The sequence below is a fragment of the Nocardioidaceae bacterium genome (assembly GCA_018672315.1).
Taxonomy (GTDB): Bacteria; Actinomycetota; Actinomycetes; order Propionibacteriales; family Nocardioidaceae; genus TYQ2.
In genome coordinates this window covers 2,913,413-2,928,080 of the sequence record CP076053.1, presented here as the reverse complement: position 1 = coordinate 2,928,080, position 14,668 = coordinate 2,913,413, and the positions used below count along the sequence as shown (strand labels likewise).

At 72.4% G+C, this 14,668-nt stretch carries 14 protein-coding genes; 2 read left to right on the top strand and 12 right to left on the bottom strand.

Annotated elements, in window-relative coordinates:
- The 9 genes from KLP28_14100 to KLP28_14060 all read right to left on the bottom strand — a co-directional run bounded on the left by KLP28_14100 (nucleotide 1) and on the right by KLP28_14060 (nucleotide 7,626).
- Nucleotides 1-1,524, bottom strand: a complete 1,524-nt coding sequence (locus tag KLP28_14100) for an NADH-quinone oxidoreductase subunit M (protein ID QWC84684.1) — start codon at nucleotides 1,522-1,524, stop codon at nucleotides 1-3.
- Between the two features lie 41 nt (nucleotides 1,525-1,565).
- Nucleotides 1,566-3,431, bottom strand: a complete 1,866-nt coding sequence (locus tag KLP28_14095; protein QWC84683.1) for a hypothetical protein — start codon at nucleotides 3,429-3,431, stop codon at nucleotides 1,566-1,568.
- Entirely contained in the window at nucleotides 3,424-3,726 is a 303-nt protein-coding gene (locus KLP28_14090) for an NADH-quinone oxidoreductase subunit K (protein QWC84682.1), read from the bottom strand. The genes KLP28_14095 and KLP28_14090 overlap by 8 nt, the downstream gene beginning before the upstream one ends.
- Nucleotides 3,723-4,304, bottom strand: a complete 582-nt coding sequence (locus KLP28_14085; protein ID QWC84681.1) for an NADH-quinone oxidoreductase subunit J — start codon at nucleotides 4,302-4,304, stop codon at nucleotides 3,723-3,725. The genes KLP28_14090 and KLP28_14085 overlap by 4 nt, the downstream gene beginning before the upstream one ends.
- A complete protein-coding gene (locus tag KLP28_14080) occupies nucleotides 4,304-5,236 on the bottom strand; it encodes an NADH-quinone oxidoreductase subunit H (protein ID QWC84680.1) in 933 nt (310 codons plus the stop codon). Before KLP28_14080 ends, KLP28_14085 begins: the two co-directional genes overlap by 1 nt.
- Nucleotides 5,233-6,249 (bottom strand): hypothetical protein, encoded by a 1,017-nt coding sequence (locus tag KLP28_14075; GenBank protein ID QWC84679.1) that lies wholly within the window; start codon nucleotides 6,247-6,249, stop codon nucleotides 5,233-5,235. Before KLP28_14075 ends, KLP28_14080 begins: the two co-directional genes overlap by 4 nt.
- Nucleotides 6,240-6,593, bottom strand: a complete 354-nt coding sequence (locus KLP28_14070) for an NADH-quinone oxidoreductase subunit A (protein QWC84678.1) — start codon at nucleotides 6,591-6,593, stop codon at nucleotides 6,240-6,242. The genes KLP28_14075 and KLP28_14070 overlap by 10 nt, the downstream gene beginning before the upstream one ends.
- Nucleotides 6,594-6,654: 61 nt before the next feature.
- Nucleotides 6,655-7,104 (bottom strand): hypothetical protein, encoded by a 450-nt coding sequence (locus tag KLP28_14065; protein ID QWC84677.1) that lies wholly within the window; start codon nucleotides 7,102-7,104, stop codon nucleotides 6,655-6,657.
- A 69-nt stretch (nucleotides 7,105-7,173) separates the two neighbouring features.
- Nucleotides 7,174-7,626: a MarR family winged helix-turn-helix transcriptional regulator gene (locus tag KLP28_14060; GenBank protein QWC84676.1), complete on the bottom strand. Its 453-nt coding sequence runs from the start codon at nucleotides 7,624-7,626 to the stop codon at nucleotides 7,174-7,176.
- Nucleotides 7,627-7,703: 77 nt separating this feature from the next.
- Between KLP28_14060 and KLP28_14055 the strand changes: the two genes are divergently transcribed.
- A complete protein-coding gene (locus KLP28_14055; GenBank protein QWC84675.1) occupies nucleotides 7,704-9,827 on the top strand; it encodes an MMPL family transporter in 2,124 nt (707 codons plus the stop codon).
- Nucleotides 9,828-10,138: 311 nt separating this feature from the next.
- On the opposite strand, the gene KLP28_14050 is transcribed toward KLP28_14055, so the two are convergent.
- Both KLP28_14050 and KLP28_14045 read right to left on the bottom strand, forming a co-directional pair.
- Nucleotides 10,139-10,531, bottom strand: a complete 393-nt coding sequence (locus KLP28_14050; GenBank protein QWC84674.1) for a hypothetical protein — start codon at nucleotides 10,529-10,531, stop codon at nucleotides 10,139-10,141.
- 48 nt (nucleotides 10,532-10,579) lie between these two features.
- Nucleotides 10,580-11,752 (bottom strand): vanadium-dependent haloperoxidase, encoded by a 1,173-nt coding sequence (locus tag KLP28_14045; protein ID QWC84673.1) that lies wholly within the window; start codon nucleotides 11,750-11,752, stop codon nucleotides 10,580-10,582.
- A gap of 586 nt (nucleotides 11,753-12,338) precedes the next feature.
- Between KLP28_14045 and KLP28_14040 the strand changes: the two genes are divergently transcribed.
- Nucleotides 12,339-12,965 (top strand): hypothetical protein, encoded by a 627-nt coding sequence (locus tag KLP28_14040; protein QWC84672.1) that lies wholly within the window; start codon nucleotides 12,339-12,341, stop codon nucleotides 12,963-12,965.
- A gap of 74 nt (nucleotides 12,966-13,039) precedes the next feature.
- Here the strand turns inward: KLP28_14040 and KLP28_14035 are convergent, their stop codons facing one another.
- A complete protein-coding gene (locus tag KLP28_14035) occupies nucleotides 13,040-14,518 on the bottom strand; it encodes a multidrug efflux MFS transporter (GenBank protein ID QWC84671.1) in 1,479 nt (492 codons plus the stop codon).
- Nucleotides 14,519-14,668: the final 150 nt, after the last annotated feature.

Sequence of the window (14,668 nt, the reverse complement as noted above, 5' to 3'; positions counted from 1 at the left end):
TCACCGGGCCACGTACGCCGCGACGGCGGAGGCGGCGGGCTCGATCACGGCCACCAGCGGACCCGGGAGCACGCCGATGGCGACCGAGAGGGCCAGGAGCGCACCGACCGGCGCGTACTCCCGTGCCGTCAGGTCTGTCAGGCCCGTGGACCTCCCACCGGGGGCGCCGGCCAGCAGCAGGTGCAGGGCGCGCAGCATCAGGGCGGCGGTGACGAGGATCCCGAGCACCGCCAGCGCCGCCCACGGCGCGGTCGCCAGGGACCCGGCGAAGACCTGCACCTCGCCGACGAACCCGCTCATGCCGGGGATCCCGAGCGATCCGAACGCCGCGACCGCCAGCAGCACCGAGAAGCGCGGGGTGAGTCGGGCGAGACCCCCGTACGCGTGGAGGTCGTACGGGTCCGCCGAGCCGTCGCGGCGGTCCCACAGCGCGCCCGCCAGCAGGAACATCGCACCGGTGAGCAGGCCGTGGCTCACCATCAGGACGACCGCCCCGGTCACGGCGACGGCGCGGGCCTCCTCGGCTGCCTCGCCGTCGAGCGCACCCCCGAGAAACCCTGCTGCGGCGAGTCCGAGCAGCACGTAGCCCATGTGGTTGACCGAGGTGTACGCGACCATCCGCTTCAGGTCGGTCTGGGCGAGGGCGACCAGAGCTCCCCAGAGCACCGAGACGATGGCGACGACCAGCAGCACGGGCGCCCACGCGCGCCAGGCCTCGGGGAACATCGGCATCGCGATGCGGACGAAGCCGTACGTGCCCGTCTTCAGCAGCACCGCGGCGAGCACCACGGACCCGACGGTCGGGGCGTCGGTGTGAGCCGGTGGCAGCCAGGTGTGGAAGGGGAACGTCGGGGTCTTGATCGCCAGCCCCAGCAGCACCGCGCCGAGGGCCGCGGCGCCGAGGGCGCCGCTGCCCTGGAACGGCGGGTCGGCGGCGAGCGCGACCATGTCGAAGGTGTGCGGGTCGCTGGCGGCGAACAGCGCCGCGAACCCCACCAGCATCGCCAGCGACCCCAGGAAGGTGTAGAGGAAGAAGCGCACCGCGCTGCGGGCGACGCGGTCGGCGGGTCCGTGGCCCCAGCCGAGGATGACGAGGTAGGTCGCGACCAGCGAGAGGTCGAAGAACACGAAGAAGAGCAGCAGGTCGGCGGCGACGAAGACGCCCACGGTGACGCCCTCGAGCGCCAGGAGCAGTGCTGCGAGCCTCGCGGGACGGTGGTCCTCGGCCAGCGTGTGCACGGCGCAGGCGGCGACCACCACGACCGTCATCAGCACGAGCGGGAGGGAGAGCCCGTCGACACCGACGTGGTAGCCCGCGTCGAGGCCGGGGATCCACGGCACGTCGATCTCGTGCGACAGGGCCCCCGGCGCCGGGGAGTCGTAGGTGGCCCACACGACGCCCGCGACGACGACCTCGATCGCGGCCGCGAGCACGAAGAGACGGCGCGCGGCGCGGTCGGGGATGCCCGGGAGGAGCAGCAGCGCGCCGGCGAGGAGCGGCCAGGCGATGAGCAGGGTCAGCACGCGGGTCCTTGGGTCGGGGTCGGGGTCGGGGTCGGGACGGCTCAGGTCAGCAGCGCGGCGACGACGGCGGCGAACCCGCCGAGGCCGAGCACGAGCACGAGCTGGGCGTAGTAGTGGTGCAGCTGTCCGGTGCGTTGGGGGCGGCGCACCTGCCGCGAGGCCGCTCGGGCGCCGGCGTCGACGAGGCGTACGACACCGTCCACGCCTGCGACGTCGGCCCGCCCGGTCGCGCGGGCCAGACGGCGTGTGAGCGGTGCGGCGGCGTCGACGCCTCGGGCCAGCACGCGGTCGTCGAGGCGGGCCAGACCTCCGGCCACGGCGAGGGTGGGGCGTACGACCACAGTGTGGGCGAGCCGCTCGAGGCCGAGCCAGTCACTGAGCAGTCCTCCCGCCACGGTCCGTCGCCAGCGTCGCGGCTGCGCGGGCGCAGCGGCCTCGGCGATGAAGACGAGGACCAGCACGAGCAGCACCAGGCCGGCCGAGAGCGCCAGCTCCAGGGGCGCCCCGAGGGAGGGCGGACGCCCGGGCAGCGCGGTCGCGACGGCCGGCACGAGCAGCACCCCTCCGAGAGCGCCGAGAAGCACGAGCGGTCGCAGCATCACGACGACGCGGGGCTCACCCGGCAGGTCGACGTCCTCGGGTCCGGGTCCTTGGAAGAGGACCCCGAGCACCCGAGCGACGTACGCCGCGGCCAGGCCGGCCGCCACGAGACCGGCGACGGCCAGGGCGGACCCGGCCGGTGACCGGTCGGCCTCGTGGAGCACCGCGTCCTTGGTGAACCACAGGCCGAGCGGGGGCAGCCCCCCGAGCGCGAGCAGCGCGACGAGAGAGACGCGGGTGAGGCCGGGCGTACGCCGTGCCACACCCACGAGGTCGCTGAGCCGCCGCGAGCCCGCCTGCCACAGCCACAGCCCCGCGAGCAGGAACAGGGTCGCCTTCACACAGGCGTGCACGAGGAGGTGGGCGGTGCCGGCACCGGTGGCACCCACGCCGGCCGCGAGCACGACGAAGCCGAGCTGGGCGGCGGTGGAGGCGGCGAGCAGGTCCTTGAGGTCGTCCTGTGCGACCGCGACGGCCCCGAGGGCGATCGCGGTGAGCACACCCAGCCAGGCAGTGGCCGTGGCGGCCCAGCCGACGGCCTCGAGCAGCGGGGACAGACGCAGCAGCAGGTACGTGCCCAGCGCGACCATCGCCGCGGAGTGCAGCAGGGCCGACACCGGGGCCGGCCCGGCCATCGCCCGGCGCAGCCAGAAGCTGAACGGCAGCTGCGCGGCCTTGCCAAGCGCCGCGACGAGCACGCCGGCGGCGATGACGTGGCGCCAGCCCGGACTGGCGGCCGCGAGGTCGTCCAGCCGCAGTCCGGTGACCCCGCCGGCCACGGCGGCACCGACCGCGACGTACAGGCCGAGGTCCCCGGCGCGGGTGGTGAGGAACGCGGTGAGCGCACCGTGCGACGCTGCGCCGGCCTCGACGCTCCGGCCCGCCCATCGGTAGCCGATCAGCGCCCAGGACGCCGCCCCCATCAGCTCCCACGCGAGAAGCAGGGTGAGCAGGTTCGTGGCCAGCACCGTCACCAGCGCGGCGACCATGAAAGCGAGCATCAGCACGACGAAGCGCGGACGACACAGCTCCGGGCGGACGGAGGCGACCACGAGGCATGTCGCGGTCACCAGCGCCACCAGCGGGGCGAGCCACGCGGTGTACGCACCGGGCCCGGAGGACGTCAGGACCAGGTCGACGTCGGCGATCGACGAGAACGCCCACCCGACGCGTACGGGCGGTCGGCCCTCCACGACCTGCGCCGCGACCGCCGTGAGGAGGAGAAGACCGATGAGCGCCGCGAGCGCTGCTCCGAGCAGCGGGAGGGCCGGTCCCGCCCGGCCGGCGCGCATCACGGACTCACTCATGCAGGCCTGCCGCCATGTCGGTCATGTCGGTGCCGTCGCGACGGTGCAGGAGGGTGGCGACCGCGAATCCCGTGGCCATCTCGACGGTCATCGCGGCCAGCACGACCAGCCCGAGCGTCTGGAGCGACACATCGGGACTGGTGAACCACCACAGACCGCCCAGGGCCAGCAGCACCCCCGCAACGGCCAGCTCGATGCCCATCATCACCATCACGACGACCTGTTGGGACATGGCGCCGTACACCCCGACGCCGATCAGCGCAGCGGCGGTGAGCAGCACGGTCTCCAGGGTCATCGGTGCGCCTTCCGGTCCGGGTCGAGGTCGAGGTCGTCGCCGAGCCGGTCGTACCGGCTGCCGCGCACGCTGAGCACCACGCCGACGACGACGGTGGCGACCATGACCGGTCCGACGGCGAGCATGACGAGCTCGTGGGCGCCCATGATGTCGCGGCCCATCGCGGCGGTGACGTCGGCGTCCGGGGAGCTGAGCGGCGTCGTCCGGCGGTCGGGCCACGGGATCAGCAGGGCGGCGGCAGCGAGCGCGGCGAAGGTGCCGACGCCCGCGAGGACCGCCGTGCGGTGGGAGTGCACCATGCTCATCGGCATGAGGGCGGGGTTCATGCCCATGAACATCTGCATGTAGACCGCCATGACCGCCATCTCCATGACCATCATCAGCACGGTGATCACGCCGAGGTAGCTCTGTCCCATCAGCACCAGCGCGAGTCCGACGCACACGAACGAGGTGCCGAGCGCCCAGGTCGCTCGGGCCATGGAGTCCACCACGAACACCGCGACACCCGCGGCGACCGCGGTGAGGGCGAGGGCGGCGTACGCGAGGTGGGTGAGGAGTCCGGCATCGGTCACCTGCATCAGCGGCCTCCTGCTGCGGTCAACCCCGCCTGCGCGACGACCGAGACGACGAGGAGCTGCACGAGCACCGCGGGCAGCAGCCACGTCCAGGCGACGGCGAAGAGACGGTCGGGACGCACGGCAGGGACGCGGCTCGCCACCCAGGCCAGGGCGGCGGTGAGCGCCGCAGCCTTGAGGAGCACCCACACCGGCGCCGGGAGCAGCGGCCCCGATCCCCCGGCCAGGAACAACGGCACCGCCGCCAGGGCCCCGGCGCCCAGCAGGGCGTGGCGGCCGGCCCGGACCAGCAGCGCGTCGGTGCCGGACAGCTCGGCGAGCACGCCGCCGTCGATGTCGGGCGTGGTCGGCGAGGCCAGGGGTCCTCGGAGGCTGAAGCCGAGCACGCCGAGGCAGTAGGCCGCGAACGCGACCGGCATCCACAGCGCGTACGGCACCGTCTGCGCGTCGGCGACGACCCGCAGGTCGAGGCTGCCCGCTGCGATGGCGGGTGCGGTGAGCGCGAACATCAACGGCAGCTCGTAGGCCAGCGCCTGGGCGAGGAAGCGGTAGCCGCCCACCAGGCCCGACGCGGCGTTCGGTCCCCAGCCCAGCAACCAGACCAGCGCCCAGACGGTGACGTCGAACGCGTTGATCCACACGATGCCGATGCCGCTGACGAGCAGGGTCGCCGCGGCGGGACCGTCGCCGAACGGGACGAGTGCCGCCATGAGCACCGCGATCGGGAACAGCCCGACCACCGCGAGGGTGAGCAGGAGCCGGTCGGCGTCCACCGTGCGGCGCCGACGCTGCCGCAGCAGGCGGGCGCTCTCGTACGCGGGGGCACGGAGCGCGGTGCTCCGCGACCCGCCGGCGTACGCCACCCCCGTGGCCGCCGAGAGCCATGCGAGCGTGAGGGTGGCCGCGACGAGGCCGACGGCGGCGAGCAGGGTCATGCCACGCCCGCCCCCGGGCGGGGGCCACCCGACGATGTGGCCGGCGCTTCGCTCCGCAGACGGGGCGACAGCGCGGCGACGAGCAGACGCACCTCGCCGACGTCACGTCCGACGACCGCCTCACGGAGGCCCTCCGCGGAGAGCACATCCGGCATCGGCGCGTGCGGTCCGCGCGTGCCGGCGAGCAGGTCGGCGACGGCGAGGGCCGGGTCACCGAGAGACCGTGCGACCAGTCGCGACCGGAAGGTCTGCTCGAGGCGTGCCAGGTCGACGCGGGTCTGCGCGCGGGTGCCGGTGACGTCAGCGAGCACCCGGCGGCGCAGGCTCCGCACCCGCAGGGCCCTGCGGTCGTCGCCGGCGAGCGCCAGCACGTGGGAGGCGGCGTCGAGCACGCGGGCGGTCGCCTCCCCTGCGTCCCGCGGCGGGACGTCGTGACCGAACCGTGCCACCCGGACATCGGCGACCACGTCGCCGTGGAGCTCCGAGTGCAGGACGAGTCCGGCCGGCCAGTGCGGGAGCACGGGACCCAGGGGCACGTGCAGCGCGTCCATCTCGAGATCGTCGCGGTCCTCGGCGCCCCCGGCGAGGGGAATGCCGGACGGAGCCATGGGACCGGGCTCGGCCGGCTCGTCCTCGGCGCGGTGCACCCAACTCGGATCCGGTCGCGTCCTCGATGCCGCGGCCTGCCTCTCGGCGTGGCCGAGGTGGACCCGGCTCCGGTCGAGGGCGTCGTCCACGTCTGCCGGGTCGCTCACCGCGATGCGTGCGGCCGGTCCCGGCAGCTGGGCGTGGACGCGGTCGACGTACGGGAGCAGCGGGTCGCCGACCTCGCCGGCGAGCAGCAGCACGTCGGCGGCGCCGGGGCTGACCGCCCGCGGCCAGCCGCGTTCGTCGAGCGCGTCCTCGACCGCACGGCGCACGCCACGTCCCCCCGGAAGCTCGACGAGCAGCACGTGCGGACGCGCGGTGCCGGCGTCACGCAGCCCGGTGAGGAGACGGTCGGTCAGGCCCATGACAACGCCCCCTCCCGGCGTGCCCACAGGACCGCGAGAAGCACCAGGGTGAGGAAGCCGAACATCTCGACCACCGCACCGGGCCCCAGGTCGGCGACGACGACGGCCCAGGGATACATGAACAGCATCTCGACGTCGAAGGCGAGGAAGACCACGGAACCCGCGTACCAGCGCGCGTGGTACCGGCTCAGTGCGTGCTGGGTCGGGAGATGTCCGGAGGTGTACGGCAGCACCGGCAGCGGACCGTCGCCGACCGCGAGCCCACGCCCCGTGAGACGTACGCCCGCGATGGCCGTCGCGACCACCGTCAGCAGCAGCGCGAGGGCGGGGAAGGCATCGGGCACGGCCCCTGTGTACCGCGACCCGGCAGGCGATCATGCGTCCCGCGCCAGAGAGGGACCCTCCTCAGTCGTCGTCGCCCCCGACGAGGCGCGCGGCACGCAGGTCCCGCGCTGCCGTACCGACCACGGTCTCGGCGTGCAGCAGGGCCGCGTCGCGCAGCTCGGCCGACGCGGCACCGTCGGTCGTCCCAGTGGCCTGCAGGTCCTCCACCGCCGTGAGCACGTCGGCGACCTGGCGCTCGGGGAGGAGGTCGAGGTCGGGCTGCTGCAGCAGGTCGGCGACCTGGTCGTAGACCCGTGCCTCGCGGGCCCGCCGCAGCGAGTCCCGGGATCGCCCGATCGCTGTCGTCTCGCTCTCCGTACGCGCCTGTGTCTGCTGCGCGAGCTGCTCGTCGCGACGAGCACGGCGTCGCGTACGCACGGCGTGGGAGACGTCGCCGGCGAGCCACACGAGCGCGAAGAGGACGCCGCTGACGAGCAGCATCGGGAGCAGGACCCGCAGCACGTGCACCACCCCCCTCGCGTCACCTCTTCGCCCCAGGTTAGGGACCCGTCCCACCCCGGGCACGGATCGCGGGGCGGCTCACCCGCCGAGGGCGTGCAGGATCGTGTGGAGGTCGCCGTTGAGTCGCTCGTACGTCGACTCCGGGAGGCCCAGCGACTCCGCGGAGAAGGCAGCGAGGACGTGGGGGGTCACCTCCTCGAGCAGCGCGCGCCCGCGCTCGGAGGCGTACACGCGTGCAGGGAGTCCGCGCCCCTCGGGCGGGGTGCGCTCGACCAGACCGCTCTCCTCCATCCCACGGAGGAGCTCGCCGACCGACTGCGGCGTCGCCAGCACCTCGCGGGCGAGATCGGCCTGGCTCCGTCCGGGCTTCTGCACCAGGTGCAGCAGGACGCTGAAGTGCTGAGGTGGGAGGTCGAACGGCGCGAGCGTCTCGGTGAAGACGCGTCTGAAGACGAGCGAGACGCGGATCAGGGTCAAGGAGGTGAGGTCGTCGGGGTCCCCGCCGCTCCATCCCGCTGCACGCTCGGCCATGTCGGCAGTTTAGGCGTCCGTCACCATGTGTAAGGTGCCTGATGGGTATCAAGTTCCTTACACATCCTGGAGACACCGTGACCCGACTGACCGACCTCGTCCTGCGCCACCGCCTGCTCGTGGCCATCGGCTGGCTGCTAATCGCCGTGGCAGGTGGCGCCACCGCCTCGACGACCGTCGACCGGCTGTCCTACGACTTCGCCCTCCCCGGTCAGGAGGCGTACGAGGTCAACCAGCGGATCGTGGAGGACTTCGGCAGCGGCGGTCTCAACGACCCGCTGCTGCTCGTCGTGGAGGGCGACGACGCAGCGGGCACCGCAGGTCAGGTGGCCGAGGCGGCGGCACGGGCCGTGCCCGGCAGCCGGGTGGTGACGCCGGACGACCCGGGAGCGACCGGCCTGTCCCCCGATCCCGCCACAACCGTCGTCGTGGCCTATCCCCCGGTGACGCCGGGTCCGTCCCCGTACGCCGAGGCGCTGCCGGCGCTGGAGCAGATCGCCTCCCAGGCGAGTGGGGACGGGACGACCGTGGCGCTCACCGGCTTCACGCTGCTGCAGGAGGGCGGCGGTGACGACCGAGGCCTGGTCGTCGAGGTGGCGATCGGCGCCATCGGTGCGCTGGTGGTGCTGGCGCTGGTCTTCGGGTCCCTGCTGGCGGGGGTGCCCCTGCTGGTCGCCGCGGTGTCGATCCTGGGGACCTTCCTGGCCCTCCTCGGGCTGACCTACCTGACCGACGTCTCGGCCGTGGTGGAGTACCTGATCGCCCTCATCGGCCTGGGCGTGGCCATCGACTACTCACTGCTCGTGGTGACGCGGTGGCGCGAGGAGCGCAGCAGGGGTCTCGCCAACGACGAGGCCGTGCGCGAGTCCTTGCGTACGGCCGGGCGCGCCGTGCTCTTCAGCGGCACGACCGTGGCCATCTCCCTCGCTGCGCTGGTGATCGTCCCGATCCCGTTCCTGCGGAGCATCGGCCTCGGCGGGCTGCTGATCCCGCTGCTCAGCGTGGGGGTCTCGCTGACGCTCGTGCCGGCCCTCCTCAGCGCCGTGGGCCCGAGGCTCAGCTGGCCACGTCGCTCGGCGGCGACGACCCGCAGCCGACTGTGGGCGGGGGTCGCGCGGCGAGTGCTGCGCCACCGGTGGCTTGCGATCATCGGCTCCGTCGGCGTCCTGCTCGCGATGGCGGCCCCGGCGCTCGGGATCACCCTCGGGAGTGCCCAGCTGAGCAGCCTGACGGGTTCGGCACCCGCGGCGAGCGCGCTCAGCGGTGCGATCGAGGACGGGGTGCCCGTGGGCGCCGTCCGCCCGACCGAGCTGCTGGTCCCGACCCAGGACGTGAGCGCCGTACGCGACCGGGTCTCCTCGGTCGAGGGGGTCGCTGCCGTGGCCGCCCCCGAGGGGCCCGCGTGGCGGATCGAGGGAAGCCGCCTGCTCCAGGTGTGGGGTGCCGACGACCCGACGACCTCCGCCGGGCGGGAGACGCTCGACCGGATCCGCACGCTCTCGGCCGACGGCACGATCGATGCCGAGGTGGGCGGCAGTCCCGCCGAGGACGTCGACTACATCGCGGCCGTCTACGACAACGCGGTCTGGGTGGTTCTCGGGGTCGCGATCGTGACGTTCCTGCTGCTCGCACGGGCCCTGAAGTCGCTGTGGCTGCCGATCAAGGCGCTGGCTCTGAACGTCATCTCGCTGGCGGCGGCGTACGGCCTGACCGTGTTGATCTGGCAGCACGGCATCGGCTCGGAGCTGCTCTTCGGACAGTCGGCGACCGGGGCCGTGACGATCTGGGTGCCGGTGGCAGCCTTCGCGTTCCTCTTCGGGCTCTCGATGGACTACGAGGTGTTCCTGCTCTCCCGGATGCGCGAGGAGTACGACGACCTCACCGCCACCGGTGCGGGGTCGTCCGCCGTCCCCGACGGCCGCGAGGCGACGGACCGTGCCGTGGTCGAGGGCATGGCGAACACCGGTCGGCTGGTGACGTCCGCGGCACTGATCCTGTTCTTCGCCTTCATCGCCCTCTCCACGGTGCCCGCGATCGAGGTGAAGGTGCTGGCGACAACCCTGGCGCTCGGCATCGCGATCGACGCCGTGATCGTGCGGGGCGTGCTGGCGCCCGCGCTCGTGGGCGTGCTGGGCCGTGCGAACTGGACGATCCCCGGGTGGCTCGCGAAGCCGCTGAGGGTGCCGGCTGCCACGAGGTGAGGCTGCACGGGACTCGATGGGATCGTCGAGGTCGAGGCGAAGCGGTTCCTCGGGCTGGTGCCCGCGCGGCGCCCGTGGTCGACCCGTCGCCGGAACGGCAAGTGCGCGAGCGGCTGCGTACGGTCCTGCGGGGCGGGCAGCCCCTCGCGACCGATGCGACGCTGCTGGCGATCCTCAGCGGTCTGGGTGTCGCGAAGCCGGTGCTCGAGGACGAGGCGGGTGACCTCACGTCGAAGCAGCTGAAGAAGCGGATCGAGGAGGCCACCGCGGAGTCCGAGAGGGGCCCTGTCACCCGCGTCGGCGCGCTGATCTCACGGTCGCGGCAGCGGGTCCGACCGCGTGGTCTCCTCGACGGCGCGCTGCCACGCCGCCCGCACGTCCGTGCTCTGGTCCTCGTAGACGTCACGGATCGGCTGCATCGATGCGGCGAGGTCGGCGACGCTGTCGCCGGCCCTCGAGCGGTCCACGATGAAGCGGTACGCCGCCTCGTACGCCTGCTCGTGCGTCAGTGAACCGAGTCCCTCGTCGACCCCGGCCGCTCCGCTGACAGGCCGCGTACGCCGGACCACGAGTCGCACGACGAAGACGACGACCGCGACCAGGATCGCGAGGAGCAGCAGCTGCACGAGGATCTCGGCCCAGACCGGGAACAGCGGGTTCGGCTGCTCGCCGACGTGCGGGACCGGGACTGATGCGAGACGCATGGGCAGATGATGCCCGCCGAGGTCGCCGGGAGACAGCAGGCGCGAGCGTCACAGGCGCGCGAGTGCGTACGCAGCCACCCGCCGCCCAAGCTTCGAGCCGACCTCGTCGCTCGTGCGCAGGTGGATACCCGCCCACACCCGCGCGTCCTCGTTCTCGGTGACCGACTGCTGCCAGCTCGTGTAGGTCCGCACCGTGTCCCCGGTCCTGGTGCCCGGGATCTCCAACGGCGCGGCAGGTTCGGGGCCGAGGAAGTGCTCGAGCACCGCGGCCCCGGCGGCGGCGTACACGGTGTGGGCGCTGGGGTACTCCGGGTGCGGTGGCGTGCCGATCAGCGGCTCCCAGCCGGGCACCCGCGGCGTACGCGGGTCACCGTCGCCGTCCACGCGGATTGCGGTGACAGGACGCCAGCCGAGGTAGGTGTACTTCGCGTCGAACACCGCGATCTCGGCGTCGGCAGTGATGCGGTGGAACGCGGACAGCAGACGGACGCCCTCGACGGTCGAGACCTCCGCCGCCCGCATGGCCTCCTCCACCAGGTCCACCTGCACGGCCAGCTCCGAGCCGGCCCAGAACAGCCCGACCTCGGTCTGCTCCGGCGTACGCGAGGCGCTGTCGGCGCTGCCGAGGTCGCGCACCTCCGCCAGGTCGCGGCGGTAGCGCTCCGTGCCCGGCTGCGGCGGCGGACCCGGGCGGAGCTGGTCGGGCGACTCGAGGATGAACGGTGTCGCCGTCGCCACCCCGACCTGACGCGGCGTGAGGTCACCGGGTGGGGTCGGACGCCACACCCCGGGCTGCGGCGGCGGCAGATCGAACGGACCCTCGGCGGAGTCACGGTCCAACCCGTCCTCGGAGCGCTCGGCCAGGACCTCTGCCGCAGCCGTCGCTCCGGCTGCCTCACCGACCTCGTCCGCGTCGGGGTCCAGCGCCGCGTCGAGGCGTGCGCGTCGTTCGGGGACGACGGCGACCAGCACGTCGTGCACCGCCCGTGCCACCGCGGCATCGACGAACGCCCCGTCCTCCTCGCCCTCGACCGCCCGGTCTACCGCCCGGTCGGCGGCCCACCACGCCAGCGCCCACGTGCGCGCCGCGACCGGATCGGGGGCTCCCGAGGTGGAGACTGCCCGGTCGGTCTGCTCGTACCAGGTGTACAGGGCGCTCTCGTCACCGCCGTGTTGCTCAGAACTCCGAGTACAAGCTGTCACAACGAGAGCAGGCAGCACGGTGACGATGAGAAGCCGCAACGATCGTTTCCCCCGCGGTCGGTAAGAGCCCACGCCTTCATTCTGCGCCCGGTGCCCGAGCTCCACGTCGACCTTGACTGCCTCTTTGCTGAGTGCTGCGCGATCAGTAAGCCAGCCGACCCTCGCGCGTCCAGCACTTCAACTTGGCGGCGTCTCACGGCTGCAGAATGTCATCGATCTTGTGCAAGATGTGTCCATGGAAACCATTCTCGGGCTCCTGCTCATCGTGGGCATCGCATGGCTGCTTCTCAGAGCGAGGCGGGGCGAGACCTCTAGCAAAGAGCCGCGGGCACGATCCGAACTCCGTGACGGCATCGAGCAGTCCGTGCGACGCGACTACGCGTCCCGAGGCGAGCCAAGGGAGCTCCGAAAGACGCCTCGCATAGTGGTGGGTGACCACGTGCCTCCGAGTCCGTCCGGCGAGGCCGACGAGGCCTGGTCTCCGAGGACCGCCCAGTTCGAGGTCGCCGGTGAGTGGTACCGATCAGCAAGTCTGCGCGAGCTGTTCAGGAGACACAGCAACGTTTCGCCATCGGGGTCTGAGATCCGACTCGACGCAGTTCTGGTGCCCGACCCGAAGAATCCTTTCGACCCGCGTGCGGTGGCCGTCTTCGTGGACCAGTTGCATGTCGGCTACATGGAACGCGGAGATGCGAAGGTCTACCACCGGCCAATCGCCGCGCTACCGCGCGGTGAGCTTCGAGTCCCGTCGCGCCAGTGGCTACGAGCGGACGATCAGGACACGTGGGCGCGAGTCACGTTGTCACTGCCGGACTCTTCACAACTCGAGTGTCCGAACCCGCGACCATCGGGCTGCGTGGTCCTGCCGCCAGGTTCAACGATCCAAGTAACTCGCGAGGAAGAGCACATGCCGCATCTTGAGCAACTGCTCGGCCGCTACGGAACTGAGATGACATTGGCAGCCACTCTTCGGTCTCTAACCGAGGTGCGGCCTCGCTCCCAAGTGGAATTGGTCGCCGTCGATATCGATGGCGAGCAGGTTGGTGTGCTTTCGAAGACCCAGACCGAGAACTTCCTGCCCCTCGTACGAAAGGCAGAGTCGTCAGGACGCGCTCTTGTATGCCGGTCGACACTTCGCGGCAACACACTCAAAGCCGACGTTGCCCTGCATGCGGTCAAAGCCCACGAACTCACCGAGGCGCATCTCGCGCGGGTCTTTGACCCGACCTAAGCCGTCTGCGCGATCGCTCGCCCGGCCAGTCGCACAGCCCCAGATCAGTCGCGTGACTCGACCTGAGGCCCCGCTCAGTGAGCGGCGACAGGTGCGCCGGCGGAGTGCTCGGCGTCCGAGCTCGGGCGGTTCGGCATCGACACCGCCAACGCGATCGTGATCAGTCCGAGCACCGCGGCGGCACCGAAGGCCCACGCCACGCCCCCGGCGTACGCGTCGTCCGGCGACGCGCCGCCCGCGGAGAGCGAGGCGCTGCGGGCCGACAGCACCAGGATCGACACGGCCGTGCCGAGCGCCGCTGCGACCTGCTGGGCCGTGCCCAGCAGCGACGAGCCGTGGGAGTACAGCGGCTGCGGGAGCGCCCCGAGCCCGAGGGTGAACGCCGGCGTCATCAGGCACGCGAGACCGATCATCAGCACCAGGTGCGCCCCGACGACCAACGGCAGCGGGCCGGACGCGGCCAGCAGACTCAGGCCTGCGAGCCCGACGACGACCGCGATCGAGCCCGGCACCATCAGCGGGCGGGCGCCGACGCGGTCGTACGCGCGGCCCACCCGCGGGCCCGCGAGACCCATGGCGAGTCCGGCCGGGGCGACCAGCAGACCGGTCGCGAGCGGAGACAGTCCACGCAGGTCCTGCAGCGTCAGCGGCAGCAGGATCATGGCGCCCATCAGCGTCAGGAACGCGAAGGCCTGCAGCACGATGGCCTTGCTGTAGGTGGCGTACGCGAGCGTGCGCAGGTCGAGCAGCGGCCCGTTCGGGTGGCGTACGCGGCTCTGCTGGCGCCAGGCGAACCCGCCGACGACGGCCAGCCCGGCGACGATGAGCATCCACGGCGGGACCGGCGAGGAGGCCTCGGGACCCAGCGCGGAGAGACCGAAGACGAGCGAACCGAACCCGAGAGCGGCGAGCACGAGGCTCGGGACGTCGAGCGAGCCGGGCTTCGTCTCGCCGACATCGGTGAGCTTGCGCAGCGACACGACGGCGATCGCCACCGCGATGGGGAGCATGACCAGGAACAGCCAGCGCCACGACGCCACCTGCAGCACGACGCCCGCGACCGTCGGACCGAGCGCCGGGGCCACCGAGATCGCCAGGGTGACGTTGCCCATGACGCGACCACGGTCATGCGCCGGGACGATGGTCATCAGGGTGGTCATCAGCAGCGGGATCATCACCGCGGTGCCGGAGGCCTGCACCACCCGCGCCGCGATCAGGACACCGAAGGTCGGCGCCGCCGCGGCGAGCACGGTGCCCGCGATGAAGGTGCCCATCGCCGCCGCGAACGCCTGGCGCGTGGTGAACCGCTGCAGGAACCATCCCGTCGCCGGGATCACGACGGCCATCGTCAGCATGAACGCCGTCGAGAGCCACTGGGCCGCCGACTCGCTGACCTCGAACTGCACCATCAGGCGCGGGATCGCGTTGACCATCACGGTCTCGTTCAGGATCACCACGAAGGCGGCGACGACGAGCCACCGCAGCACGGCGTACGGGGACCCCACTGCTTCGTCGGGGTGGAGCGCGACGGTGTCGCGGGTGGGGACTGACATGCGTGACCTCGTGACTGCGTGGCGGAACGGGGACCGGGACGGCCGTCCGAGGAGGGACGACCGGTCGACTGGTGCCGACTCATCGGTCCGCCCAGAAGATTGTCCTCGACAACCGACGCGGTCGCCAATTCATTTCCTCGACGCCCGATC

Excerpts from the sequence above, each read along its gene's own strand:
- KLP28_14095 (QWC84683.1), bottom strand. The coding sequence starts at position 3,431 with ATGAGTGAGTCCGTGATGCGCGCCGGCCGGGCGGGACCGGCCCTCCCG.
- KLP28_14090 (QWC84682.1), bottom strand. The coding sequence starts at position 3,726 with ATGACCCTGGAGACCGTGCTGCTCACCGCCGCTGCGCTGATCGGCGTC.
- KLP28_14085 (QWC84681.1), bottom strand. The coding sequence starts at position 4,304 with ATGCAGGTGACCGATGCCGGACTCCTCACCCACCTCGCGTACGCCGCC.
- KLP28_14080 (QWC84680.1), bottom strand. The coding sequence starts at position 5,236 with ATGACCCTGCTCGCCGCCGTCGGCCTCGTCGCGGCCACCCTCACGCTC.
- KLP28_14075 (QWC84679.1), bottom strand. The coding sequence starts at position 6,249 with ATGGGCCTGACCGACCGTCTCCTCACCGGGCTGCGTGACGCCGGCACC.
- KLP28_14060 (QWC84676.1), bottom strand. The coding sequence starts at position 7,626 with ATGGCCGAGCGTGCAGCGGGATGGAGCGGCGGGGACCCCGACGACCTC.
- KLP28_14050 (QWC84674.1), bottom strand. The coding sequence starts at position 10,531 with ATGCGTCTCGCATCAGTCCCGGTCCCGCACGTCGGCGAGCAGCCGAAC.
- KLP28_14035 (QWC84671.1), bottom strand. The coding sequence starts at position 14,518 with ATGTCAGTCCCCACCCGCGACACCGTCGCGCTCCACCCCGACGAAGCA.